This window comes from Nonomuraea rosea, from assembly GCF_039539705.1.
Classification (GTDB): Bacteria; Actinomycetota; Actinomycetes; order Streptosporangiales; family Streptosporangiaceae; genus Nonomuraea; species Nonomuraea rosea.
In genome coordinates this window covers 48,435-70,143 of the sequence record NZ_BAABDQ010000033.1, presented here as the reverse complement: position 1 = coordinate 70,143, position 21,709 = coordinate 48,435, and the positions used below count along the sequence as shown (strand labels likewise).

Here is a 21,709-nt window from a genome sequence, read left to right as displayed (position 1 = left end):
GACCATCCCCCGTCTCAGTCCCCGCGCATCATCCCGGCGGGAGGGAGAGGACCTCCATGACGACGTTCGGCCGTCGGCAATTCCTCGGGCTGTCCGGCGCCGCTCTCGCGGGCGCCTTCGGCGTCGCCGGGTGCGCCCGCACCTCGAAGCAGGAGGCCGCCACCGCGGCCGGCGGCGACGTGATCCGCTGGTGGGATCACTTCCAGCCGCTGAAACCGCTGAACGAGCGCATCTTCGCCGAGTTCGGCAAGGCCAACCCGGGCGTCCGGGTGGAGCACGAGGTGTACAACCCGAACGAGATGGGCCAGGCGCTCCAGCTCGCGTTCAAGAGCAACCAGATCGCCGACGTGCACTCGGTCGCCGGGCTCGGCTTGTCCGAGGCGGCCCTGGTCGCGGACGGCTGGCTCGCGCCGCTGGCGGGACAGGACGCGATCCGCGCGAAGCTCCCCGCCGACAGCCTGCTCGAAGGGCTGCACGTCTTCGACGGCAAGCTCTACACCTTCCCCCTCTTCAGCCCCCGGCAGTACTCCACGCTCAACTGGTTCAACCGCGAGCTGGTCGAGAAGGGCGGTGGCGATCCGGACAAGGGCCCGGCGACCTGGGACGAGTTCCGCTCTCTCGCCGCGCGGATCACCAAGGACGGCGGCGGGCGGGCGTACGGCTGGATCCAGGGCCTGCAATTCCAGGAGCGGATGCAGGTCCACGTGATCGAGCTGGCGATGTCGGCCGGCGCCCAATTCGCCATGGCGGCGGGCGGCCTGAACACGATGGGCCTGGTGAACCCGCGGACCGGCGAGTACGCCTTCGAGGGCGACCCGTTCGTGCAGGCGCTGGAGTTCCTGCTATCCCTGGTCCGCGACAAGGTCGTGTTCCCCTCGTCGACCTCGCTGGACGCCAGGACCGCGCGAGCCAGGTGGGCGACCGGGGTGGCGGGCATGTTCTTCGACGGGTCGTGGAACATCGGCGTCGTCAACGGGCAGTTCAAGCGGTTCGTCGACAAGGTCGGCGTCGGTCCCGTCCCGTCGCCGGACGGCAAGCCGGTCCTCTACGGCGCCCCCGCCTCGGGCCAGCTGTTCGTGTCCAGCCAGTCCAAGCACGTGGAGCAGGCCTCCCAGCTGCTCGCCCGGTTCACCGGCCCCGGCTACTCCAAGGAGCTCGCCACGTTCATGGACCAGGTGCCCCTCGACCTGGAGGCCGTGGCGACGGCGAACGTGCACCCGACGTACAAGCGCGCGGTCGAGCTGTTCGGCACGACCGTACGGCTCGCGCCCAGCCCCGTCGCCCGCAACCCCGCCATCGCGCAGGTGCTGAGCGAGATGAAGGAGCCGAGACCCACGCTCGGCGAGATCACCCAGGGCATCCTCAGCGGTGAGATCACCGACGTCCGGAAGGCGCTGCGCGAGTTCACCGGAAAGCTCACCGCCGAGCGGGAGCGCGCCACGCGGGTCGTGTCCGGGAAGGGCGTGAAGGTGAGCCTGGACGACTGGAAGTTCGCGAACTGGCAGCCGGGCGAGGACTACACGGCGGAGATGTACCAGCAGTGACGAGCAGAGTGTCGCGAGAGGGCGGCCCGGCGCTCCCTGCCCGTCGCCGCGGGGTCGCCACCAGGATCTGGTCGGAGCGGTGGGCATACGCCTTCCTGCTGCCCACGCTGCTGTTGTTCGGTGCGTACACGGTCTGGCCGATCATCTCCAGCCTGTACTACTCGATGCTCGACTGGAACGGGCTCGGCTCCGATCGGGCGTTCATCGGCCTGGCCAACTACACCGAGGCGTTCGGCGACCCGCTGTTCTGGAAGTCGCTCGGGATCACGCTGACGGTCATCGCGGTGACCGTGCCGCTGCGGGTCGGGCTGAGCCTGCTGATCGCGCTCGTCCTGAACAACCCGAGGCTGCCGCTCGCCAAGCTGTTCAGGACCGCGCTGTTCGTGCCGGCTGTGACCACGACCGCGATCATCGGCGTGGTCATGGGGTTCATCTTCGACCCGGCCGGCGGCCCGGTGAACGAGCTGCTGCTCGATCTCGGGATCGTCGACCAGCCGGTCGACTTCCTGGGCGATCCGTCGTCCGCCCTGTGGACCGTGATGGGCGTCCACATGTGGAAGTGGCTCGGCATCACCCTCGTCTACTGGCTCGCCGCGCTCCAGACGATCCCGGCCACGGTGTACGAGGCCGCCAAGACGGACGGCGCGGGCAGCTGGGCGGCGCTGCGCCACGTGACGCTGCCGATGCTCAAGCCGTTCCTGATCATCATTCTGCTCCTCACGGCCATCGAGACCATGCAGATCTTCGACCTGGTCCTGACGATGACCAACGGCGGGCCGTTCTTCTCCACTCTCGCCACGGAGGTCTACATCTACCAGCAGGCCTTCGCCAGCTCCACGCCCCGGCTCGGCTACGGCGCGGCGCTCGGCGTGCTGTTCGGGCTCCTCACGCTCGTTCTCGCCGGGCTCCAGGCCATCGGGATCCGCTACGCCAACCGTGCCAGGAGCAGCTCATGAGCGCCGCCGCCCGTCGCCGCCGTCTCGGGATCTGGGCCCAGGTGATCGTGCTCGCCGTCATCTGCCTGGTGTGGATCTATCCGCTGCTGTGGATCTTCTCGGCTTCGCTGAAGGACTCCCTGGGGGTCTTCTCCGGAGGGCTCGGGCTGATCCCCGAGTCGCTGCACTTCGAGAACTACGTGCGCGCCTGGCGGGACGCCAACTTCGGGCTGTACACCGTGAACAGCGTGGTCGTCACCCTGGGCACGGTGGCGCTGGTCGTCCTGCGCTGCGCCCTGGCCGGCTACGTCATCGCCCGCCGGAGCTTCATCGGCAAGCGCACCGTGGTCGCGGTGCTCGTCGCGACGCTGTTCGCGCCGCACGGGCTCACCGTCATCCCGGTGATCGAGCTCAGCGACCTCGTCGGGCTGCTCAACTCGCGCACCGGCATCGTCCTCGCCCTCGCGGGCAGCGGCCATGTCGCCGCCGTCCTGCTCTACGCCGGCTACTTCAGCCGCATCCCGCGCGAGCTCGAAGAAGCGGCGATCATGGACGGCGCGGGCTTCCTGCGGACGTTCTTCCGGGTCATGCTGCCGCTCGCCGGGCCGGTCACCGCGACGGTGGGCGTCATGACCTTCCTGGCGGCCTGGAACAACTTCTTCCTGCCGCTGGTGTTCACCTTCAGCCGCCCGGACCTGCGCACGCTCTCGGTGGGCATGCTCGCCTTCCGCGGCACCAACTCCACCGACTGGTCCGGCCTCGCCGCCGCGGGCACCATCTCCCTGCTTCCGCTGCTCATCGTCTTCCTCGTGCTCCAGCGCTACTTCGTCGAAGGCATCGCCGGGGCCGTGAAGTCCTGACGCGCCCAACCACGATTGAGAGAAATGAACCGACCGAACATCCTGCTCATCTGCACCGACCAGCAACGCTTCAACGCGATGGGCGCCTACGGCAACGACGAGATCGACACGCCCAACCTCGACCGGCTGGCGGAGCAGGGTGTGCTGTTCGACAACTGCTACGTGCAGGCGCCGGTCTGCGGCCCCTCCCGCGCCAGCCTGATGTCCGGCCGCTACGTCCACGCGCACGGCGCCTGGGCGAACGGCGTCGGGCTGCCCGCCCACGAGCAGTTGTTCTCGCGCACCCTGGCCGACCACGGCTACGACTGCGGCCTGGCCGGAAAGTTCCACGTCGGCGGGGCGTGCTTCGGCGGCCGGCTCGAACCCCGGCTCGACGACGGCTTCCGCGTGTTCCGCTGGGCGCACGACCCTTATCCCGGCTCGTCCGAGAACGCCTACCACCGGTGGCTGCAGGCCGTACGGCCGGACCTGTACGAGCTCGGCACCTTCGACACCCTTCCGACGGAGTTCCACTACAGCCGGTGGATCGGCAACGAGACCATCGACTACGTGCGCCACTCGCGCGAAGCGGACAAGCCATTCTTCTTCGTGGCGAACTTCTTCGACCCGCACCACGGGTTCGGCGCGCCGGAGGAGTACGTCGATCGCTACCGCGGCAAGCCCCTGCGGCCTCCGATCACCCGGGACCAGGAGCTCGCCGGCAAGCCGCCCGTGCTGACCGAGGCCTCGCACCGCTCCTACGCCGGCCACGCCCGCGGCTACACGGAGTACACCGAGGCCGAGCTCCACGACGTCAGGGTCAGCTACTACGCGATGGTGAGTTTCGTCGACGACGAGGTCGGCCGGATTCTCGCCGCGCTCGACGAGGCGGGCCTGGCCGAGGACACGCTGGTCGTCTTCACCAGCGACCACGGCGAGATGCTCGGTGACCACCAGCTCATGCTGAAGGGCCCGATGATGTACGACTGCGCCGTCCGGGTCCCGCTCGTCATGCGCTGGCCGGCCGGGCTGCCCGCCGGCCAGCGGCGGGCCGAGCTGGTCCAGTGGATCGACCTGGCCACGACGTTCCTCGCGGCCGCGGGCGCACCGCCGCTCCCCCGCGGGCAGGGGCTGAGCCTCCTGCCGCTGGCCCGCGGCGAGCAGGACGCGCCGGTCAGGGACTGGGCGCTGTGCGAATACCGCAACAGCGGCCACCCGTACGAGGAGCCCGTGCACACCACGATGCTCAGGCACGACCGCTGGAAGATCGTGGTCTACCATGGCGCGCCGTCCACGACGCGAGCGCGCACCGGCGAGCTGTACGACCTGGAGACCGACCCGGACGAGCTGGACAACCTGTGGGACGACCCGGCCCACGCGGCGACCCGGGTCGAGCTGCAGGAGCTGCTGCTCGACGTCCTGGTCGCCACCGAAGATCGCAGCCAGCCGCGGGAAGCGGACTGGTGACCGCCACCAGCCCGCCGCCCTTTGCGGCTATCCGGCGTAGGTCTCGAACTCGGCGACCTTCGGAACGCCGGTCGAGCCGGTGATCCTGAAGGTGATCTTGCTCAGTGCGGTCGAGGCGAAGGTGATGTCGCCCGCCCCGCTGCCGGACTTCAGCACGGCGCCGGTGCCGCCGTTGAGGAGCTGCCAGGCTCCGACGCCGCCCGCGGAGCCGGCCGCCTCGCGGATGACGACCCTGGAGACCGTCGTGGCGGAGCCCCACTTGATCGAGATGTCACCGGTCGAACCGGCCGGCGACCAGTAGGTGCTCACGTTGCCGTCCCGCACGTTGCCGTAGCTCGTCCCGTCGGCCTTGCTGGAGCCGTCGGAGCCGGCCCCGATGCTGAGGTTGGGCCCGCCGGGCGACGGGGTGGGGCTGACGGTCGGCGTCACCGTCGGGGTCGGGGTCACCGTCGGAGTGGCCGTCGGCGTCTGGGGCGTGCAGCTGCCGTTCGACACCTGCAGCCCCTTGTTGGCGCCCGCCGTCTGGCGGACGATGGCCGGCACGCAGCTCGCCCCGTCCAGGCTGTAGGGGTACGGGATGCTGACGGTGGTGTTGGACTGCGGGTTGGGCCCGGCGGGTGCGTTGTCGCTGCCGGGGGCGGACCAGGTCACGTTGTCGAAGATGTTGCCGCCGACCTGCCAGAAGCCGGCCTCGCTGGTGTAGAAGGTGCCGAGAACGTCCTTGGAGTCCTCGAAGTAGTTGTTGTCCACCTTGGCGCGGCCACCGGCCCGGGAGTTGATGCCGGACTCGTGCAGGTTCAGGTAGTGGTTGTTGTAGAGGTGGGCGATGCCGCCGCGCAGCAGGGGCGTGCGGGAGTCGATGTTCTCGTACAGATTGTGGTGGAAGGTGACGAAGCCGTTCGAGCGATCGCTCTCGCTGGACCCGATGAGCCCGCCGCGGCCGGAGTTACGCAGGGTGCTGTAGGACAGGGTCACGTACTGGGTGTCGTCCTTCATGTCGAAGAGGCCGTCGAAGCCCTCCGCCTCCCCGCCCGAGGCCTCCAGGGTGGCGTGATCGACCCAGACGTTGCGGACGCCGCTCTCCATGCCGATGGCGTCGCCGCCGTTGGACGTGGGCGAGCCCGACTTCTTGACGTTACGGACGGTCACGTTCTGGATGATGATGTTGCCGGCCTCGCGGATGTGGATGCCCAGCTGGTCGAAGACGGCACCGTTGCCGACCCCGATGATGGTGACGTTGCTGATCTGCTTGAGCTCGATCACACCGGCGGCGGTGTTGCAGCTCGCGCCCGACACCTTGGTGGTGTTGCCGTGATTGATGGTCCCCTCGACCTCGATGGTGATCGGGGTGCTGCTGCTGGCCCGGCCGCACAGGGCCGCATGGATCGCGGTCCCGGTGGTGGCCCGCACGGTCTGCCCGCCCGCGCCGCCGGTGGTCCCGCCGTTGCCGGTCGCGTAGCCGGTGGCGCTGCCGGCCGCCGCCGACGCCTGGAGCGCCGGTAAGGCCACACCGACCGCGGCCGTGGCGGCCACCGCGGCCAGCGCCGCCTGAAGTCGCAACGCGACTGCTCGTCTCATGCTCGTCTCACCTTCGTCGTCGAATGCCGGGTGCGTTCTTCGCGCGCGGTCGCTGCCGCCGGGTCGCGGCATCGGGCTCGTCAGGGAAGGCGAGTGCGCACCGCTCACATCAGTGGACACGTCCGTATTGGCGGACATCCGACACCGTAGGAAAGCGCTTTCCCCGTTGTCAATGCGTCATGAAACTTTCATCGGGGGGTGAGCGGGCTTGCGGCGGCGCGCCGGCCGACGAGGGCGCGGCTCATGCTGACCGCGTCGAAGCCGTACTCCACCAGCAGGTTCACCGCACCGGCAGACCGGATGCCCCCGGTGTGGAAGGTGATGAGCAGACGGTCGGCGGGGAGCTCCAGGCAGCTTCTCGAGCAGCATGTGCACTGCGCCCAGGATGTGCGCGCCTTCAGACCGTACGGCTCACTCGCGGCCCGTCCAGCCCCCACGAGATGATCTTGGTGGGAGTGATCCTGATGATCTCTCGCGACAAGCCGGGCAGGGGCGGCTCCTGGTCGGTCAGCGCCGCCGCCTTGCCCCGGATCTCGATGCCGCGGGGCGCCCATGGGTCGACCGTCGCCAGGTCGTCCACGACGAACGCGACCGTGCTGCCCTGCTGGACGTTCCGGAACTTCTTCGTCCGGCCCAGCGCGCCCCCGCCGATGACGATCGTGCCGGTGGCGGCGTCGACGAAGAAATTGGCCGGGTTGTTCTGCACCTGACCGTCGGGCGATACGGTGGCCAGCCGCCCGATCTTCTGGGTGGCCAGGTAGTCGAGTTCGGCTTGGGTGAAGGTCACTTCGTTCCTCAATAACTCGTTCGGGCGCTCAAGGGAGAGCCTAGTGATTGGCACTGCCCAGGCCTGATCGGCGCTTCCGTATTGCGACGCCGGCCCCAGCCATCTACGCTACTTCGTAATTATGGAATTACATAGGAGAGCGCGATGAGCGAGGACAGACTCGCCGAACTCGAACGCCGGATCGCCCGCCTGGAGAGCCGGGTCGACACCGCCGGCCCGCCCCGGCCCGCGGAGCCGCCGTCCCTCACCGCGGCCGCCACGGGCATGCTTCACAAAGCGAAGAAGGACGACAAACTCGGGACGGTGGGCTACGCCGGAGCCGCACGGCTGACCGCGGGTGAGAGTCTCTGGGACAGGCAGGTCTCTCTCGCCGAGTTGCTGTCGGCCGATTGGACGCCGGTGGCCGACATCCTGGAGTCCCTGGGCAGCCAGCCCCGGCTGGCCCTGCTCGCCACCCTCGTACGACAGGGCCGGTGCACCACCACCGACCTCCAGGAGTCCCTCGGCGGAGACGGCGAGCAGACCACCACCAGCGGCCAGCTCTATCACCACCTGCGCGCGCTACAGAGCGCCAGGCTGATCACACAACGGCGGCGCGGCGAGTACGAGCTGGCGCCCCAGGCCATGATTCAGGTCCTCACCATTCTCGCCGCCGCGTTCGACCTGGCCAACGACCCTCCGCTCGGCCTACCCGTCAACTTCCCCGAACCGGGATGACCGAAGCGGACGGTCCGCGGCCCCCGTGCCCGCGGACCGACCGGTCGTCAGTTGCCGCCACCGCCGCCCCCGTCACCGCCGCCGCCCCCGTCGCTTCCGCCGTAGCAGCCGTTGTCGCCAGGCATCCCCGTATGGCTGTTGTACGGGATGCCGGGGTTGCCGGAGCCTCTCCGGACAGAGGGGCGGCCGACAAGCATCGACCACAACATCCACACGAGAACGCCCACGATCGCGATCACGAAGCCGTACGCCACCACTGTTGAGACCATCGCGGAACCATCCCCCACAAGTCCTAGAGATCACTTCCTGGGCCCTTGCCCTTTCACCGTAGACGTGGCATCTGCCCCCACGAGGGTTCTGCTCCTTTTGCTGACGCCTACCGGGAACCGGTCTCCGCAGCGCCCTTACGGGAGGTCATCTCGACGGCGGTCTCAGCTCGGGCGAGCCTCGGGCGAGCCTCGGGCGAGCCTCGGGCGAGCCTCGGGCGAGCCTCGGGCGAGCCTCGGGCGAGCCTCGGGCGAGCCTCGGGCGAGCCTCGGGCGAGCCTCGGGCGAGCCTCGGGCGAGCAGGGCGTGCACGCGGCGGGCCTGGCGGACCAGCTCGCTGGTGCGCCGCCGGCCGGCCAGCTCGGCGACCACCGCGAGCCGGCCGCGGGCATCGGCCCATTCGGCGACCTCGGCCGCGCATCTCATCAGCCGCGTGTGCACGCTCGTCGCCCCCTGGCCCGGCCCCGGCAGGTAGGCGGGCAGCAGCCCGGTCATCACCTGCCACACCTCCCGATGCGCCCCCAGCCTGGCGGCCTCCCCGAGCGCGGCGATGGCGTCGGCCGGACGGCTCTCCCCGCGTTCCAGCAGCACGGCCAGTTGCCTGCCCAGCTCGGCGCCGGGCAGGTCGCCGGAGGCGGCCAGGCGCAGCAGCGGCCGTACGCCGTCAGTGCCCTCCAGCAGGTAGTGGGCCAGCAGCAGCGCCAGCCCAGGACCGCCGGGGCCGTCGGCGGACGCCAGGCGGTCGAGGTCACATGCCTTGGGCTTGCTCAGCGGCCAGGACGACTTCAGCGCGTAGACCGCTCGCGCCGCCGCCAGCTCCCGGTGCCCGGCGAACACGGCCAGCAGCTGCTCACAGGGCTCGTCGTGCCAGCGCGGCACGAGCAGATCCCCGAGCACCTCCGCGTATTCCGGCCCGAAGGCGAACTCGGCGGGGATGCGCGGGTCGCCCTCGTGCGTCGTCCACCGCAGCACCACCTCGGGGTCGGCGGGCCGGTCGGTGAGCCACTTGTGCACCTGACGCCCGGCCGGCCCGGTCAGCCGCGCCGCCCGGCTTACCACTTCGCCGGTCACGGTGCGCCTCATCCGCAACAGCGCCTGCCGCAGGTCCAGCGGCAGCGCGTTCACGCCGTCGCGCTCGTAGCCCTCCAGCCGCTCGATCAGCGCTTCCGGGTCCAGGAGCCCGTTGGCGCGTGTGGGCGTGGCCAGCAGGCAGGGCGGGATCCGGCCGTCGAGCTGCGCCTCGTAGACCTCGGCGAAGCGGGCCAGCGGCATGAGCCGCCACACGGCGCCGTGCGCCGTCTCGGGTACGCGCCGCGCCGGGTCGGCCCGCCCGTCCGGCATGGCTCTGCGCTCGGCGCCCGGCTCGGCCAGTTCCCTGGCCATGGCCTGTGCCCATTCGGAGGTCTGCCACCACGGCACCCATTGGTACAGCTGATCGCCGCCGCGCGCGGCGAGCGGAGCCAGCTCGGCGATCAGCTCGTCCCGCTGCTCGCCTGCCGCCAGCCGGACGAACCCGTCCAGCCACCGCTCGGACCCCAACCAGCCGTACTCGGACAGCCCAAGGCGAGCCAGCGCCTTGGCGTTCGTGATCAGCGGCGGCATCAGCTCAGGCTCGGGCACGGAGGGCAGCGGCCCGGGATGGAAGCGGGGCCGCGCCGGCTCGACCGCCGCCGCACCGCCGAAGACCCCGGCCAGCGCCGCACCCGGCCCAGGAGGCAGCATCGCCACCGTGTCCCTGATCGTCCCGGTCGCCTCCGGGCCGAACCGCCCGGCGTGCTTGACGGCCAGTTTCACCGCCCGCTCCCGGGCCTCGGCCGACTCGCACATCAGCGCGGCGGTCAACGCGGGCGCGTAGGCGTCTACGTCTTCGGCCGGCTCCTTGAGCACGCGATCGAGCAGGCTCAGCCCAGCGCGTACGAGCCTGCCCTCGGTGCGGAACAGCAGGCTCTCGACGGCCTCCGCCGGAGGCGTGACCCCCGCCCGGCGGAGCTGCCGTAACGCCAGATCCGCCACATTGGCCGCGGAGAGGGAGAGCATGGCCGCGTAGTCGCGCGCATGCGGCGCGAGCTCCTCGGCCGCCGGGTCGAGCAGATCGTGGAGGGCCACGAAGAAGCGCAGGTCGGCGGCCTGGCCACCGCGCAGGAACCGGGTGCGGCAGCCGTCGAGCAGCGCCGCGCGCTTGATCCGGCCGTCGGCGGCCAGCGTGCTCAGCGCGCGAGCCAGCCACCGATCCTGCCGCAGCAGCCGGCCTGCACCCTCGGCCTCGAAGATCCTCGGTGCCATCGCGTCGAGCAACGGATCCGCGGCCAGCTCGCCGGCGGCGGCGGCGGACGCGGCGGCGACCCAGGCCAGGGTGAGCGGGTCGTGCCCGGGAGGCTCGGCCCCGGTCTCGCGCAGCAACGCGAGTGCCAGCTGGGCCCGCCTGTCGCCCGGCTGTGGACGCGCACCGCGCAGGCTCAGCGCCAGGCGTACGGCGAGATCCTCCTGCCAGGCGACCGGCCTCGCCGCGACGACCTGGAGGATCAGCGGGATGTCGTCGATGTCGGCGGGAGCGCGCACGCGTTCGAGATCGCGCTTGTTGAGCCAGCCGGCGACGGCCGCGGCACCGGCGATGACGCCGGCTCCCGCCACCCGCATGGCCTCGATCCAGCGGCTGCCCACCTGTCCGTGGCCCCACATCGCGGTCGCCTCGGGCAGCTCCCATACGCTCCGGCCCGTGTGCTCCGCGTGGGCGACCAGCGTCTGCCACCGGGCCTGGTGGTCCTCATTGCGCTCGATGTCCCTGCGTTCACCGGCTTGGCGCGCCACCGGGAGATACCGGGGCAGCTCGCGCGCCACCTCGCGCCGCCGGCCGTCGTCGAACCCGCTGGTCAGCGCGGCGATCGCCGCGGCGTCCCCGGCGTCGACGGCCGCACGAACCGCTTCCCAGGCATTGATCATGCCGCGACAGTAGGGCACCCCACCGACAATCTCGCCGCTCGCCTCCACCTCGGCCGGCAAGCGCACACCACGTGCTTGTCCAGGCTGTCGAAGACAGCTGCTGATCTACGCGTTTGTCGGTGGTGATCCCTACTGTTCGGCCCATGACGACTGCCGTGCGGGCGCATGACCGCGCCTGCCCATCCCCCGGGAAGATCTCCGCACACCGCCTCGATGACGGGGAGGCGCGCGCGTGAGCGGCTGGGAGAACATCCAGCGGGCGGTCGGCGCCGCCGACGCTTCCCTGGTGGCCGACGAGGTGCTGCGGCTCGGCGCGGAGGAGCGCCGCGAGGTCGCCCGCCGGCTGCGCCCGTACATCCGTGAGGCGCGGGAGGCCGCGCACACGCGATTCCACGAGGCGCGGCAGCAGGCGGAAACCGAGGAGCAGGAGGCCATGCGGGAGTTCGTCCAGGAACGGATGGCCCACGGCATGTCCGAGAAGACGGCGCAGAGGTCGTGGTGGGAGGGGCCCTACTACGACCACCGGCACCACATCGACTGGGGGATGCAGAACGATTGGATCGGGCCCCTCCGCGTTGCCGGCGCGGGCACGCTGGGTGGCGCGGCCGCGGTCGCCGACTGGCTTCTCCGGCGTGACTTCTCCGAGTGGCGCCAGATCATGCCGGTCGATCCGCTGCTGCGGGTCATCGCCACGCGGCCGGCGCAGTGGCAGGCCGACCTCGCCGCGCACCTGAGCGCACGGCTGCGCCCCACGCAGCTCGAGAACGGCACCGTCGCCCTGACGCTGGAGCTGCTGCGCCGCACCGGCGCCGAGCCGCCCGGCCACGAGCCGCTCGTCGTCGCCTGGGCGTCCACGCCACCCGACCTCGCCCACGACCCGCTGGCCCGGCACCTGCTCCCGCGGCTGTTCGAGGCCGAGGGCGTGGGCCGGGCGCTGCGCGACGACCGGATCGACGCACCGTCCGGCCGGTCCTGGCTGCGCGCGCTCACCGAGTCGGCGCCGGTGGACCACGAGCTGCTGGTGGAAGGGTGCCTCCGCCGGTTCCTGCGCGGCGGCAGCGCCACCGACCTGCGCTTCTTCGTACGCCTGCACGACCTGCTCGATCCGGCTCCCAGTCCGGAGCGCGTCCGTGACTACCTGCGGCTGCTGCCCGCCGCCCCCGGGCCGGTCGCCGAGCTGGCCCTGCGGAGGCTGCGCGGCCCCGGCGTCGCGTTGAGCGGCGATGAGGTCAACGAGGCGGTGGCGGCGCTGCTGTACCGTCCCGAGAGCAAGCTCGTACGTGCCGGACTGACCCTGCTCGACCGGGCCGCCCGCCACGCCGGCGACGACCTCGACCACCTGGCGCCCGCGCTCGCCTCGGCATTCCTGTGCGAGTCGTACGAGGTCAGGGAGCGCTCGGTGCGCTGGGCCGGCAAGCACGCGCGGCGGTTCTCGCCCGTGGGCGCGGAGACGGTGCGCGAGGCGGCGACCGTCCTGCCCCCGGACCTGGCGGCCCGCCTGGCCCCGGCTTACGGCCAGGTCGAGACGCACGCCGCGCCGGCCGACGCCTTCGTGCCGGGTACGCTGCCGGCGTTCCAGGCGCCCGGCCGTCATCCGGTCCGCCCGGCGATGGACAACCTCGCCGCCACCTTCCGCCAGTTGCACCACGAGTTCGCCTTCGAAGGCTGGCTCGACGGCTTCGTCCGCCACCCCGGCGCGAGGCGGCCTCCGGCGGACATGACGGATCTCTACCGGCTGCGCGAGTGGCCGCACCTCGAACAGTGGACCGAGGCGCTGTTACGCGAGGCCACCGACCCGCGATCAGAGCCGGCCGCCCTCGAACCCGCGAACCGGCTGCCCGGCCCGGCGCTGATCCCACCGCTGGACAGGACCATGCTGTGGCGTTGCGCCGAGATCCACGGCGCGCTGAAGGAGGGGACGCTGCCGCCGTACCTGCTGGCCACGCCCACCCTCACCTCCGGCCACATCGACCCCGCCGAGCTGGTCGTCAGGCTGGCGGGCTACGAGCGGGACGGTGTCCGGCCCCTGCCCGCCGACCTGGGGCAGGCGCTGCTGCGGCTGCCGCGCGAGGCGGATCCCGACGTGGTGGCCCGCGCCGGACGGCTGACCTCCGAGGCGGGCGCCACGCTGGTGCGCTGGCTGAAAGAACGTCCCGAGCCCGTGACGAGCGTCGAATGGCCTGCCTCGCCCGGCGGCCACCCGCGCCCGCGCATCCGGATGGAGCCGGCCGGGATCGCGTTCGTGGACGCGCTGTTGTCCGACCCGCCCCGCCACCGGCCGGGCCACCACGGCTCCTACGACTCGTCGTGGTGGCTCGTGCTCCCCTCCGACCGGGAGGTCGTGGCCATGCACCTCATCCCGCACCTGTACGGCGACTGGCAGGGGCCGAGCCGCCTGCACCCGCACATGACCCGGCTCTGTCACCAGGACGGGCCCGCGGGCGAGGGGATGGCGCTGCTGCTGGGCGTGCTGCTCAATGAGCGCGGCTGGACCGGCGGGCACTGCCGGGAGCTGCTGCTGCGGGCGATCGCCACGAAGGCTCTGCCCGCCGCGGAGTGCGGACGGCAGCTGGGGCAGTGCTTGCGTCTGCTCGACGTCAAGCCCGGCCTTGTGCTGCGGGCGCTGGACGAGTGCGCACGGCAGGGCGCCCACCAGGAGGTCTGGCAGATCATGAGCGGCCTGTTACCGGTCTTCCTGCCGCGGCCGGGCGAACGGGGCAACGCCACCCACACCCGGGCGCTGGAGTTCGCCACCGAGGTGGCCGGCTGGGCCGGGGCGCGCGGCGCGATCCCTGAGGTCGCCGGCATCGCCGCGCGTGACGCGTCGAGCGGGCTCGTGCGCGCGGCCCGCCGATTGCACGAGCACCTCGGCCGGGCGTGAGGTCTCCTGGTGCGTACGCCCGGCCGAGCTCGCCGAGCTCGCGGGGCGGTTGGTCCGGATGCTGGGGCTCCAGGGGATGTGCCGTGGAGCAGCGATCCCTATCTTGTGGCCCTGTCCGAGCTGAGCAGGCGTCGTACGCGGCAATCTCGACCGGGGCCTGACCTCCCCGCGCTACCCACGTCAACGGCCAGCCGCTGCAGGTCCGCTGGGCGGACTCCCCCGCCGATTCCCGTCCCCGGCCACCCTCGATCGCCTGATGGTGGGACCCGGACCTCGGGCCCTGACACTCCCGAGCGCCTATTTGGCCGTGTACTGCTGGACGAGCTCGTCCGTGGCCCGCCGGACGCGGTCGAGGTCGGCTCCGAGCTTGACCAGCACCTGGGCCGCGACACTCGTACCGTCGCGGGTGAGCCCGAGCAGGAGGTGCTCGGTGCCGATGTAGTCGAGGCCGCGCTGCGCGGACTCCTGGTTCGACGCCTGGAGGACCTCGCTGGCCGACGGGGTGAACGGGAGGTGCCCCGACGCGGCCGACTGGCCTCGGCCCTGACTCTCCTCGACCTGCCGGCGCACGCCTTCAAGGCTCAGGCCCAGGTTCTTCAGAACCGTGGCGGCCACGGCCTCATCTTCACGGATCAAACCGAGCAGGATGTGCTCGGGACCGATGTAGTCGTGGTTGAGCATTCTGGCCTCGTCCTGGGACAGGACGACAACGCGCCGCGCCCGGTCGGTCAACTTCTCAAACATCCCGCCGCTCCTCAGTCAGGCCGATGATCCCGATTTCATCCTTCCGCATGCTAGAGGGTCGGGCTCCCGCCGCCGAACCTCGCGCGAACGAACGATGAGGGCGGATCAGGCGACGACCCTGATGACCCGGCGTAGGTGAGCCGATCGACGATGGCGGCCGATCATGGTGCCGCCGAAGAGGACGGGCATACCCCAGGTCAGAGGCGATCGAGGAGATCTGCCTTCTTCGAGGTGAACTCCTCGTCCGTGAGCAGGCCCTCCTCGTGCAGTCGCCTGAGTTCGCGGATGCGGTCGTAGACGCTGCGGGGGTCGGCGGTGAGCTGTGCGCTCTCGCCCCGCCCGGCTGCTCCTGCCCACAGGTGCGCCGTGACGGTCGCGGCCATGACCAGCGTCCAGGCGTCCTGCTTGGCGCTGTCCTCGGTGAGCAGGCAGGCGAAGTCCTTGCCCGGCTTGGCCGGCTTCGTCTCGGCGTCCTCCTCCCCCGTCACGATGCGCAGGTAGCCCTCGTCCATCGACTTCTGCGGGAACCACTCGATGCGGCGGATGTCGCTCAGCGCGTACTCCATCCGGCGCTTCTTGCTCTTGCGGGAGCTCGCGTCGCCGGACCACTCCAGCCGGAGCGTCTGCCCGTCGAACCTCGCCGACCCCTCTGACGTCCGGATGTGCAGCGGCACGGGCGGGACGAGTCCGAGGGCGTACTCCCCCGGCGGGCGCCGGCCGTCGCCGAGCCGGCCGGCGTCGGCGGCGAGACGGAGCTGGTCGGCGTGGTACTCGGCGACGAGCTCCGTATCGGGCCCGCCGGTCAGCAGGAACGGCTGCCCCTTCTCGGCCAGCAGCGATCCAACGGCGGCGTAGGGGTCGGCGTGCTCGCGCAACCGGAGCCGGAGCTGCCAGCCCTTCTTCCCCGCGGAGGCGAACTCCACCGCCGCGACGGCAGCCAGGGGAACCTCACAACGGGTGAGGACCTTCAGCAGCGCATGGGTGCGCCACCTGGTGTCGTACTGGATGACGACCTTCTCCTCGTCGAAGCGCCACATCGCCGTCTTTCCCCGCAACTCGTCCATGCGTCGCAGTCTAGGAGCGGGATCAGATATCCCTTCAACCCGGAAGCGCGCAACCCGCCTCCATGCCGGGGGCCGAAAGCAACGACTTGAGACGGCGACAGTTCTTCACGAGAGAATGCGCCATACTCGCGATATACCGAGATGTGTTCTGATGATGACTCGAAGCAAATCGAAGTCGAATGCTTCTGGACGGAGAACACATGCGTAGGCTTTCAGCGACGCTCGCCCTTGTCACCACGCTCGGCCTGTCAGCGGCGGGTACGTTTCTGATCAGTTCTGGCGCTGCCAACGCGGCCCCGATTTGCACGACGGGATATGACCGCACCACCAAGCCTGACAAGGGTTGGGCACGGTGCCTCACCGGCTGGCAGCATCGGGTCGTCGTCAGCTGCAAGATATCCGGTAACGCGACGTCCATGACCCGCTACTACGGCCCTTGGGTGTACGCGACCAATACTTCGACGAAATACTGCCCGTCAACCAAGCCCTTCGTGCACGCGGCAAGCTACGAACACAGGTCGTCGACCCTTAATCCGTCGAACACCGACGACTGAACAGAACGGCGCTGCCGCTGAAACGGGCTTCGCCCTGGTTGAGCGGCGACGCGATCGCCCGGCTTCGCATGACCAGGAAAAACCGGCTCGTAGGCCCCGTACCGCCGTAGCCACTCTGCTCGGACCTGCGGCGAATGAGCATCTTGTACGCAGAACTCGTTGCCTTCCGGGTCGGCCATCACGACCCAGGCCTGCTCGTCGCCTTGGCCGACGTCGACGCGGGTAGCTCCCAGCCCTTCCAGGCGGGCGACCTCTGCGGACTGGTGCTCGGGTCGCAGGTCGAAATGCAGGCGATTCTTTCCCGCCTTGGGCTCAGGCACCTTGATGAACAACAGGTCGGCCACCACGCAATCTTCGCGACTGCCTTCGGCCGGCTCGACGACCCACTCAGGATCTTCGTCGCGGCTGATCACCCAACCCAACGCCTCCGCCCAGAACCTGGCCAGCCGTCCGGGATCGTGGGAATCGACGACCAAGGCTCCGATACGCAGTCCCATGGCATCACCGTAGGCTCCTGCGACCATAGCCGTCGAGCTCGGCAGGGGATTCGAGAATCGGTCGACACGATCGGCACTGCGGATGGCCCATGCGCATCCGAGTGCTGATTGATCCATCGAATTTCGACGCAGGACGCTAGCGGGCCTTGACGGCGACGGGCAGCCTGCGCAGGCCGTGGATGTTCGGATGGTGGACGCGTACGGGGACGTTACTGGCCATGAACGGGCGAGGCGCTCAACTCAGGGGGCTGTGGCCGCCCGCCTCGATCACAAGGACGGGCCGTCGATGTTCTTGACGTAGACCGCAAATCCGACCGCCCACAACACGAGGCCTATCGCCAAGCCGGACATGTTTCCGATCGAAATCGCGGCCACCAAGCCCAGGATGATCAGGACGCTCCCGAGGAACTGGTTCATGCCTCCACGCTAGGTCCGCAGGGGGTGATCGCAGGAGTACCGCCGCCACCCAGGCGCCCATGCTGTAGCCGAACAGCGCGCTAACCGCGGAGCTACGGGGAGAGCATGCTTCTGCCGGGCGGCTCCTCCTCCGGAGGTTATGAACCCGCCGGAGTTGACCCTGACGCAGGGTCAACCTCGGAGCATGGTGGCATGACCACGAAAACCAGTGCGATCGAGGCCGCCGACCATAGGGGACGGGCCGAGAGAGGCGACAGGACGATGCGGCACTTCACGATTCACCACGACGGCGTCACGATCCCGGTGGCTCGCGGCGGCCGGGGACGACCGCTGGTCCTGTGCCCCGGGCTGAACTCCACCCAGGCCGACCTGCACGAGCTGGCCGAGCTGCTCCGGAGCGACCATGACGTGGTGACCTTCGACCTCCGGGGCCACGGCCTCGCCTCAGCCGCCGGCCGGTACTCCTTCGAGGCGTTCCGCACCGATCTGGCCGCCGTGCTGGCGGAGCTGCGGCGCCAAGGCCCGGATGCCGCGCCCGTGCTCGCGGGCTACTCGCTGGGCGCGGACCTGGCCGTGCACCATGCCGCCGAGCATCCTGGCGCCGTCGCCGGGCTCGTTCTCATCGACGGGGCGAACCCCGTGCCAGAACCGTTCGTCACCGAGGACGTCCTGCCCGGCTTTCGCGCGATGTGGGCGGACCAGGCGGCGCAGCAGGAGGCCGAGCGGGGCACCGCGCGTCAGGTGTTGCTCACCGCCCAGGAGATTCTCGACCTGAACGTCGAGATCGATGCGGTCCGGTCCGGGATCCTCGACCGGTACAGGAAGATCGACCTGCCCATCAGCATGATCATGTCGACTTCGATGGCCGGTGACAGCGGCGAAGGGCACGCGCCGCGGTTCAATCGCAACTGGCGGGCCGGCGTCGAGCGGCTCGTCCGTGAGCAGCCGCACGTCGCCACACACTGGCTCGACGCCGACCACCGGCTGGTCTTCACCCACGCCCCGGAAATCGCCCAGATCATCCGGGGTGCACGAGGCCCGGCCGGCCAGGGATGAGATCAAGCCCTGCTTTGTTCCAGCAGTGAGCGGAGCAGGTGTGCGGCGGTGCCGGCGGGCATCTCACCGGGGGTGTTCATGATCTGCGAGGCGAGTCCGTCGACGAACGTGTGCAGGAGCCCCGCCCAGAGCTCGACCTGCGCGTCCGGGTGCGGGAGCGTGGCCTGGCCCGGCTCGCGGACCGGCTCGTAGCCGCGCAGGGCGGCGATGCATTGGCGGTGCAGCGCCCGCTGGTCCTTCCACGCCACCGAGCCCCCTTCCGGAGGATGCTGACGTTCCCATGCGACGACGGCCGACCACAGCGCGTATTCCTCGCGCCGCTCGGCGTCGAGCGGCAGCATCTCCTCCACGATCGTGGCGACCTGTTCGACCACCGAACCGTGGGTGCGGGGCCGCTGGACGCGTGGGACGACCCGTCGCCGGAGGGTCTCGATGGTGGCCTGTACGACGTAGGCCTGCAACTCGTACTGATTCCTGAAGTAATGCCGCAGGGACCCCGTGGACCAGCCGGCTTCGGCGGCGACGCCGCGGACGGTCACGCCGGCGAGACCGTCGCGCAGGATCACCCGGATGGCGGCCTCGCCGAGCTCGGCCCGTCGCTGGTCATGATCGACGAGTCGCGGCACGTCCACATGCTAACACGTGTGTGCTAGCTTAGCTAACACGGGCGTGTCACCACGGCTCGCTGGCTCCCGGCCGAAGGAGACAGGTTTGTCGATCGAGACGATTGGCGCGGTGCTCGGGCTTGCGCTGCTCGACACCCTGAGCCCCACCGTGATCGGGATAACCCTCTACCTGCTGCTGGCCCGGCCGCACCGCGTGGGCGCGCTGCTCGGCGTCTACGTCGGATCGGTGGCGATCGCGTATTTCGCCTTAGGCGTCCTGCTCATGCTCGTCCTGGGCGCGGTCGTGCCGCTCGTCGACGGCCGCGCATGGGCCTGGGGACAGGCCGTCGTCGGCGCGGCGCTCCTGGCAGGGAGCTTCTTCATCCCGGACAGGAAGCCCGGACGCGGACCCGTCGGGGCCCGGTCCTTCACCATGCGCTCGATGCTGCTGCTGGGGCTGGGAACGTGGCTGTTCGAGTTCGCCACCGCGGTGCCGTACTTCGGTGCGATCGCCATCATGACCTCGGCCGGGCTGCCCGCCGTCCAATGGTCGCCGCTCCTCGGCGCGTACGTGCTCATCATGGTGTTCCCCGGCCTCCTGCTCTTCGCCGCGTGGGCGGCCCTGGGCGAACGGATGCGTGAACGGTTCGAGCGGTGGCAGGTCAAGCTCTCCGCCGGATCCCGTACGGCGCTGCGCTGGGTCGTCGGGATCGCAGGAGTTCTGATCCTCCTGGGAGCGGCGGACACGCTGTTTCCGGAAGTGAGCGTCGGCACTCCGTGGGGAGCACACAGTGCGGACGTGACGAGGCACGCCGGCGACCTCATCGAGCGCGTGCTGAGCTGATCGCCGGCCGCGATGACGTTCGCTCAGGGCACCTCGATGACGATCTTGCCCCGTACGCCGCCCTGCTCCAGCGCACGGTGCGCGGCGGCGACGTCGGCCAGCGGGAACACCCGGTCGACCTGCGGGCGGATCGCCCCGGCCGCGACCCAGCGGCCGAGCTCGGCGAACAGCGAGGCGGTCGGGTTGCCGCTGAAGAAGCGGACCCAGCGGCGGCGGCGCGGCGCGTGTGCCGCGATATAGCCCAGCGAGCTGACCGGACGGCCGGGATCGAACGCGATCGCGACCATCCGCCCGCGCCGGCCGAGCAACCGGCGGAAGGCGGGCAGGCCGGTGCCGACGGTGTCGAGGATGACGTCGAAACGGCCCAGGTTCCCGGGCGCGCGGTAGTCGATCGCCTCGTCCGCGCCGAGCTCGCGTACCAGGTCCAGGTTGGCCGCGCCGGCCAGCCCGGTGACGTGCGCCCCCATCGCCTTGCCGAGCTGCACGGCGACGTACCCGACACCGCCGGTCGCGCCCCGGACCAGCAGCCGCTCGCCGGGCGCGAGCGCGGCCAGGTCACGCAGCGCGGTGATCGCCGTCGTCCCGGCAGGCAGCGCGGCGGCCTGCACCGCGTCGAGCCCGGCGGGGACGTGATCGAGCAGCTCGGCCCGCACCGCGACGTACTCCGCGGCCGACCCCATCCGCCGGCCCAGCGCCCCCCAGACCAGGTCGCCCGCCGCGAACCTGCCGGTCTCGGGCGCGACGACCTCGCCGACCAGATCGATCCCCACGCGCTTCGGGAACCGCCTGCCGCTGAACGGGCGCAGCCGCCCGGCACGCATCGCCAGCTCGCCGCCGTTGACGGACACCGCCCGCACCCGTACCAGGATCTCGCCGGGGCGCGGTCGCGGGACGGGCCCGGTGGTCACGGACAGGACCTCAGGAGGACCGTACCGGTCATAGGTCGCAAGCAGCATCGAAGTGGGAGCCATGCCGCACTTCTAGCAGCCGAAATCGGACGAGGTCATCCCCTTCGCGCGAAGTGAGAAAACTGCCGATGACTTCGTCTCGCTTGCGGCCGTGGCAGGGCCCCCGCTCACCTGACCGCCCACACCAGGACGTTGGCCAGGTCCTCCTTCTCGAAGAACGTGATCACGTCCTCCTCCGAGTGGCGCAGGCTGAAGTGGGTCAGCACGAACAGGTGGTCCGGATGCGCCACCACGAACGGCCGCAGCTCGCTCCACACCGTGTGCCCCACGCGCCGGCCCCGGTCCAGCTCCGCGTCGTCCAGGTACGTGCACTCGGTGATGATCACCGGATAGTCGGTCAGCCAGGGCGTGCGCGGCAGCGCGTCGGCGTGGGTGTCGCCCAGATAGGCGAACAGCGGCCGCCGGACCGGCCGCTCCACCTCGCGGCCGTCCGCGCGTTCCCGGGCGAGCAGCCGCCCGAACTCCGCCGGGCTCAAGCTCTCCTTGAGCGAGGCGTACTCGGGGGCCAGCGCCCGCCGGTTCTCCGCGACGCAGTAGCCGACGCTGGGCACCTTGTGCTCCGTGGCGACCACCCGGACCGTGTGCGAGCCGCCCTTGCCGATGGCGAACTCCTCCTCCGGGCGCACCCCGTGCACCCGCACGCCCTCGGCCTGGGCCGGGTCGAAGGCGGCGGTCTGGTTCAGCGCCGTCGTGGCGCGCAGGTAGTCGCGTACGTAGCCGACCGCCTGCGCGGGCGCGTAGATGTCCACCCCGGTGGGCCTGGTCGCCAGGAAGTCGAGGTCCTTGGAGTGGTCGAGGTGGGTGTGCGTGAGCAGGACCGTGTCGACCTGACGGCCTTCCACGAGCCCGGCGTCCAGCGCCACTTTCAGCTCCGGTACGTGGAAGAACGTCTTGTCGTTGGCCCGCGAGTATCCGGTGAGCGTCAGCCCGCCCGGCATCGTCCAGGTCTTCCACTGGCGGAACGGGTGCTTGCGCTCCAACCGGGACGGAATCATGATCACGTCTT

Annotated in this window: 18 protein-coding genes and 1 pseudogene; 8 read left to right on the top strand and 11 right to left on the bottom strand. The window is 70.5% G+C overall.

Features of this window, described 5'->3' with window-relative positions:
- Window positions 1-56: 56 nt before the first annotated feature.
- Genes ABEA43_RS48315 through ABEA43_RS48300 form a run of 4 tightly spaced genes read left to right on the top strand, consistent with a single transcriptional unit; the run spans window position 57 to window position 4,785 of the window.
- Entirely contained in the window at window positions 57-1,544 is a 1,488-nt protein-coding gene (locus tag ABEA43_RS48315; RefSeq protein WP_345572848.1) for an ABC transporter substrate-binding protein, read from the top strand.
- Window positions 1,541-2,500: a carbohydrate ABC transporter permease gene (locus ABEA43_RS48310; protein WP_345572847.1), complete on the top strand. Its 960-nt coding sequence runs from the start codon at window positions 1,541-1,543 to the stop codon at window positions 2,498-2,500. The genes ABEA43_RS48315 and ABEA43_RS48310 overlap by 4 nt, the downstream gene beginning before the upstream one ends.
- Window positions 2,497-3,339 carry a carbohydrate ABC transporter permease gene (locus ABEA43_RS48305; protein WP_345572846.1) on the top strand — a complete coding sequence of 281 codons (843 nt, stop codon included), beginning with the start codon at window positions 2,497-2,499 and terminating at the stop codon, window positions 3,337-3,339. The genes ABEA43_RS48310 and ABEA43_RS48305 overlap by 4 nt, the downstream gene beginning before the upstream one ends.
- A 24-nt stretch (window positions 3,340-3,363) precedes the next feature.
- The gene (locus ABEA43_RS48300; RefSeq protein WP_345572845.1) at window positions 3,364-4,785 is read left to right on the top strand and encodes a sulfatase family protein; all 1,422 of its coding nucleotides are present in this window, start codon (window positions 3,364-3,366) and stop codon (window positions 4,783-4,785) included.
- A gap of 27 nt (window positions 4,786-4,812) precedes the next feature.
- Here the strand turns inward: ABEA43_RS48300 and ABEA43_RS48295 are convergent, their stop codons facing one another.
- Window positions 4,813-6,363, bottom strand: coding sequence for a pectate lyase family protein (locus ABEA43_RS48295; RefSeq protein WP_345572844.1), 1,551 nt, complete (start codon window positions 6,361-6,363; stop codon window positions 4,813-4,815).
- 397 nt (window positions 6,364-6,760) lie between these two features.
- Window positions 6,761-7,150 carry a PPOX class F420-dependent oxidoreductase gene (locus ABEA43_RS48290; RefSeq protein ID WP_345572843.1) on the bottom strand — a complete coding sequence of 130 codons (390 nt, stop codon included), beginning with the start codon at window positions 7,148-7,150 and terminating at the stop codon, window positions 6,761-6,763.
- Between the two features lie 144 nt (window positions 7,151-7,294).
- Between ABEA43_RS48290 and ABEA43_RS48285 the strand changes: the two genes are divergently transcribed.
- Window positions 7,295-7,867 carry an ArsR/SmtB family transcription factor gene (locus tag ABEA43_RS48285; protein WP_345572842.1) on the top strand — a complete coding sequence of 191 codons (573 nt, stop codon included), beginning with the start codon at window positions 7,295-7,297 and terminating at the stop codon, window positions 7,865-7,867.
- A gap of 47 nt (window positions 7,868-7,914) precedes the next feature.
- On the opposite strand, the gene ABEA43_RS48280 is transcribed toward ABEA43_RS48285, so the two are convergent.
- Window positions 7,915-8,136 carry a hypothetical protein gene (locus ABEA43_RS48280; protein ID WP_345572841.1) on the bottom strand — a complete coding sequence of 74 codons (222 nt, stop codon included), beginning with the start codon at window positions 8,134-8,136 and terminating at the stop codon, window positions 7,915-7,917.
- A gap of 162 nt (window positions 8,137-8,298) precedes the next feature.
- On the bottom strand, window positions 8,299-11,073 hold the full coding sequence (locus ABEA43_RS48275; protein ID WP_345572840.1) for a DUF7824 domain-containing protein: 2,775 nt from the start codon (window positions 11,071-11,073) through the stop codon (window positions 8,299-8,301).
- Between the two features lie 232 nt (window positions 11,074-11,305).
- Between ABEA43_RS48275 and ABEA43_RS48270 the strand changes: the two genes are divergently transcribed.
- A complete protein-coding gene (locus ABEA43_RS48270) occupies window positions 11,306-13,954 on the top strand; it encodes a DUF7824 domain-containing protein (RefSeq protein ID WP_345572839.1) in 2,649 nt (882 codons plus the stop codon).
- A 300-nt stretch (window positions 13,955-14,254) separates the two neighbouring features.
- Here the strand turns inward: ABEA43_RS48270 and ABEA43_RS48265 are convergent.
- The 4 genes and pseudogenes from ABEA43_RS48265 to ABEA43_RS48250 all read right to left on the bottom strand — a co-directional run.
- Window positions 14,255-14,698 (bottom strand): annotated as a pseudogene (locus ABEA43_RS48265) (Clp protease N-terminal domain-containing protein); the annotation flags it as partial.
- 197 nt (window positions 14,699-14,895) lie between these two features.
- Window positions 14,896-15,762, bottom strand: coding sequence for a DUF4429 domain-containing protein (locus ABEA43_RS48260; protein ID WP_345572838.1), 867 nt, complete (start codon window positions 15,760-15,762; stop codon window positions 14,896-14,898).
- Window positions 15,763-16,267: 505 nt separating this feature from the next.
- Window positions 16,268-16,813: a VOC family protein gene (locus ABEA43_RS48255; RefSeq protein WP_345572837.1), complete on the bottom strand. Its 546-nt coding sequence runs from the start codon at window positions 16,811-16,813 to the stop codon at window positions 16,268-16,270.
- Window positions 16,814-17,080: 267 nt separating this feature from the next.
- The gene (locus ABEA43_RS48250; protein WP_345572836.1) at window positions 17,081-17,230 is read right to left on the bottom strand and encodes a hypothetical protein; all 150 of its coding nucleotides are present in this window, start codon (window positions 17,228-17,230) and stop codon (window positions 17,081-17,083) included.
- A 192-nt stretch (window positions 17,231-17,422) separates the two neighbouring features.
- Between ABEA43_RS48250 and ABEA43_RS48245 the strand changes: the two genes are divergently transcribed.
- Window positions 17,423-18,286 (top strand): alpha/beta fold hydrolase, encoded by an 864-nt coding sequence (locus ABEA43_RS48245; RefSeq protein ID WP_345572835.1) that lies wholly within the window; start codon window positions 17,423-17,425, stop codon window positions 18,284-18,286.
- 2 nt (window positions 18,287-18,288) lie between these two features.
- Here the strand turns inward: ABEA43_RS48245 and ABEA43_RS48240 are convergent, their stop codons facing one another.
- The gene (locus ABEA43_RS48240) at window positions 18,289-18,912 is read right to left on the bottom strand and encodes a TetR/AcrR family transcriptional regulator (protein ID WP_345572834.1); all 624 of its coding nucleotides are present in this window, start codon (window positions 18,910-18,912) and stop codon (window positions 18,289-18,291) included.
- A gap of 85 nt (window positions 18,913-18,997) precedes the next feature.
- On the opposite strand from ABEA43_RS48240, the gene ABEA43_RS48235 reads away from it, so the two are divergent.
- Window positions 18,998-19,735: a GAP family protein gene (locus tag ABEA43_RS48235; protein ID WP_345572833.1), complete on the top strand. Its 738-nt coding sequence runs from the start codon at window positions 18,998-19,000 to the stop codon at window positions 19,733-19,735.
- A gap of 23 nt (window positions 19,736-19,758) precedes the next feature.
- Here ABEA43_RS48235 and ABEA43_RS48230 read toward each other — a convergent pair whose 3' ends face one another.
- Window positions 19,759-20,706 (bottom strand): NAD(P)-dependent alcohol dehydrogenase, encoded by a 948-nt coding sequence (locus ABEA43_RS48230; protein ID WP_345572832.1) that lies wholly within the window; start codon window positions 20,704-20,706, stop codon window positions 19,759-19,761.
- Window positions 20,707-20,810: 104 nt separating this feature from the next.
- On the bottom strand, window positions 20,811-21,698 hold the full coding sequence (locus tag ABEA43_RS48225) for an MBL fold metallo-hydrolase (protein WP_345572831.1): 888 nt from the start codon (window positions 21,696-21,698) through the stop codon (window positions 20,811-20,813).
- Window positions 21,699-21,709: the final 11 nt, after the last annotated feature.

Excerpts from the sequence above, each read along its gene's own strand:
- ABEA43_RS48315 (WP_345572848.1), top strand. The coding sequence starts at position 57 with ATGACGACGTTCGGCCGTCGGCAATTCCTCGGGCTGTCCGGCGCCGCT.
- ABEA43_RS48305 (WP_345572846.1), top strand. The coding sequence starts at position 2,497 with ATGAGCGCCGCCGCCCGTCGCCGCCGTCTCGGGATCTGGGCCCAGGTG.
- ABEA43_RS48300 (WP_345572845.1), top strand. The coding sequence starts at position 3,364 with ATGAACCGACCGAACATCCTGCTCATCTGCACCGACCAGCAACGCTTC.
- ABEA43_RS48295 (WP_345572844.1), bottom strand. The coding sequence starts at position 6,363 with ATGAGACGAGCAGTCGCGTTGCGACTTCAGGCGGCGCTGGCCGCGGTG.
- ABEA43_RS48285 (WP_345572842.1), top strand. The coding sequence starts at position 7,295 with ATGAGCGAGGACAGACTCGCCGAACTCGAACGCCGGATCGCCCGCCTG.
- ABEA43_RS48280 (WP_345572841.1), bottom strand. The coding sequence starts at position 8,136 with ATGGTCTCAACAGTGGTGGCGTACGGCTTCGTGATCGCGATCGTGGGC.
- ABEA43_RS48275 (WP_345572840.1), bottom strand. The coding sequence starts at position 11,073 with ATGATCAATGCCTGGGAAGCGGTTCGTGCGGCCGTCGACGCCGGGGAC.
- ABEA43_RS48260 (WP_345572838.1), bottom strand. The coding sequence starts at position 15,762 with ATGGACGAGTTGCGGGGAAAGACGGCGATGTGGCGCTTCGACGAGGAG.
- ABEA43_RS48255 (WP_345572837.1), bottom strand. The coding sequence starts at position 16,813 with ATGGGACTGCGTATCGGAGCCTTGGTCGTCGATTCCCACGATCCCGGA.
- ABEA43_RS48250 (WP_345572836.1), bottom strand. The coding sequence starts at position 17,230 with ATGAACCAGTTCCTCGGGAGCGTCCTGATCATCCTGGGCTTGGTGGCC.
- ABEA43_RS48245 (WP_345572835.1), top strand. The coding sequence starts at position 17,423 with ATGACCACGAAAACCAGTGCGATCGAGGCCGCCGACCATAGGGGACGG.
- ABEA43_RS48230 (WP_345572832.1), bottom strand. The coding sequence starts at position 20,706 with ATGGCTCCCACTTCGATGCTGCTTGCGACCTATGACCGGTACGGTCCT.
- ABEA43_RS48225 (WP_345572831.1), bottom strand. The coding sequence starts at position 21,698 with ATGATTCCGTCCCGGTTGGAGCGCAAGCACCCGTTCCGCCAGTGGAAG.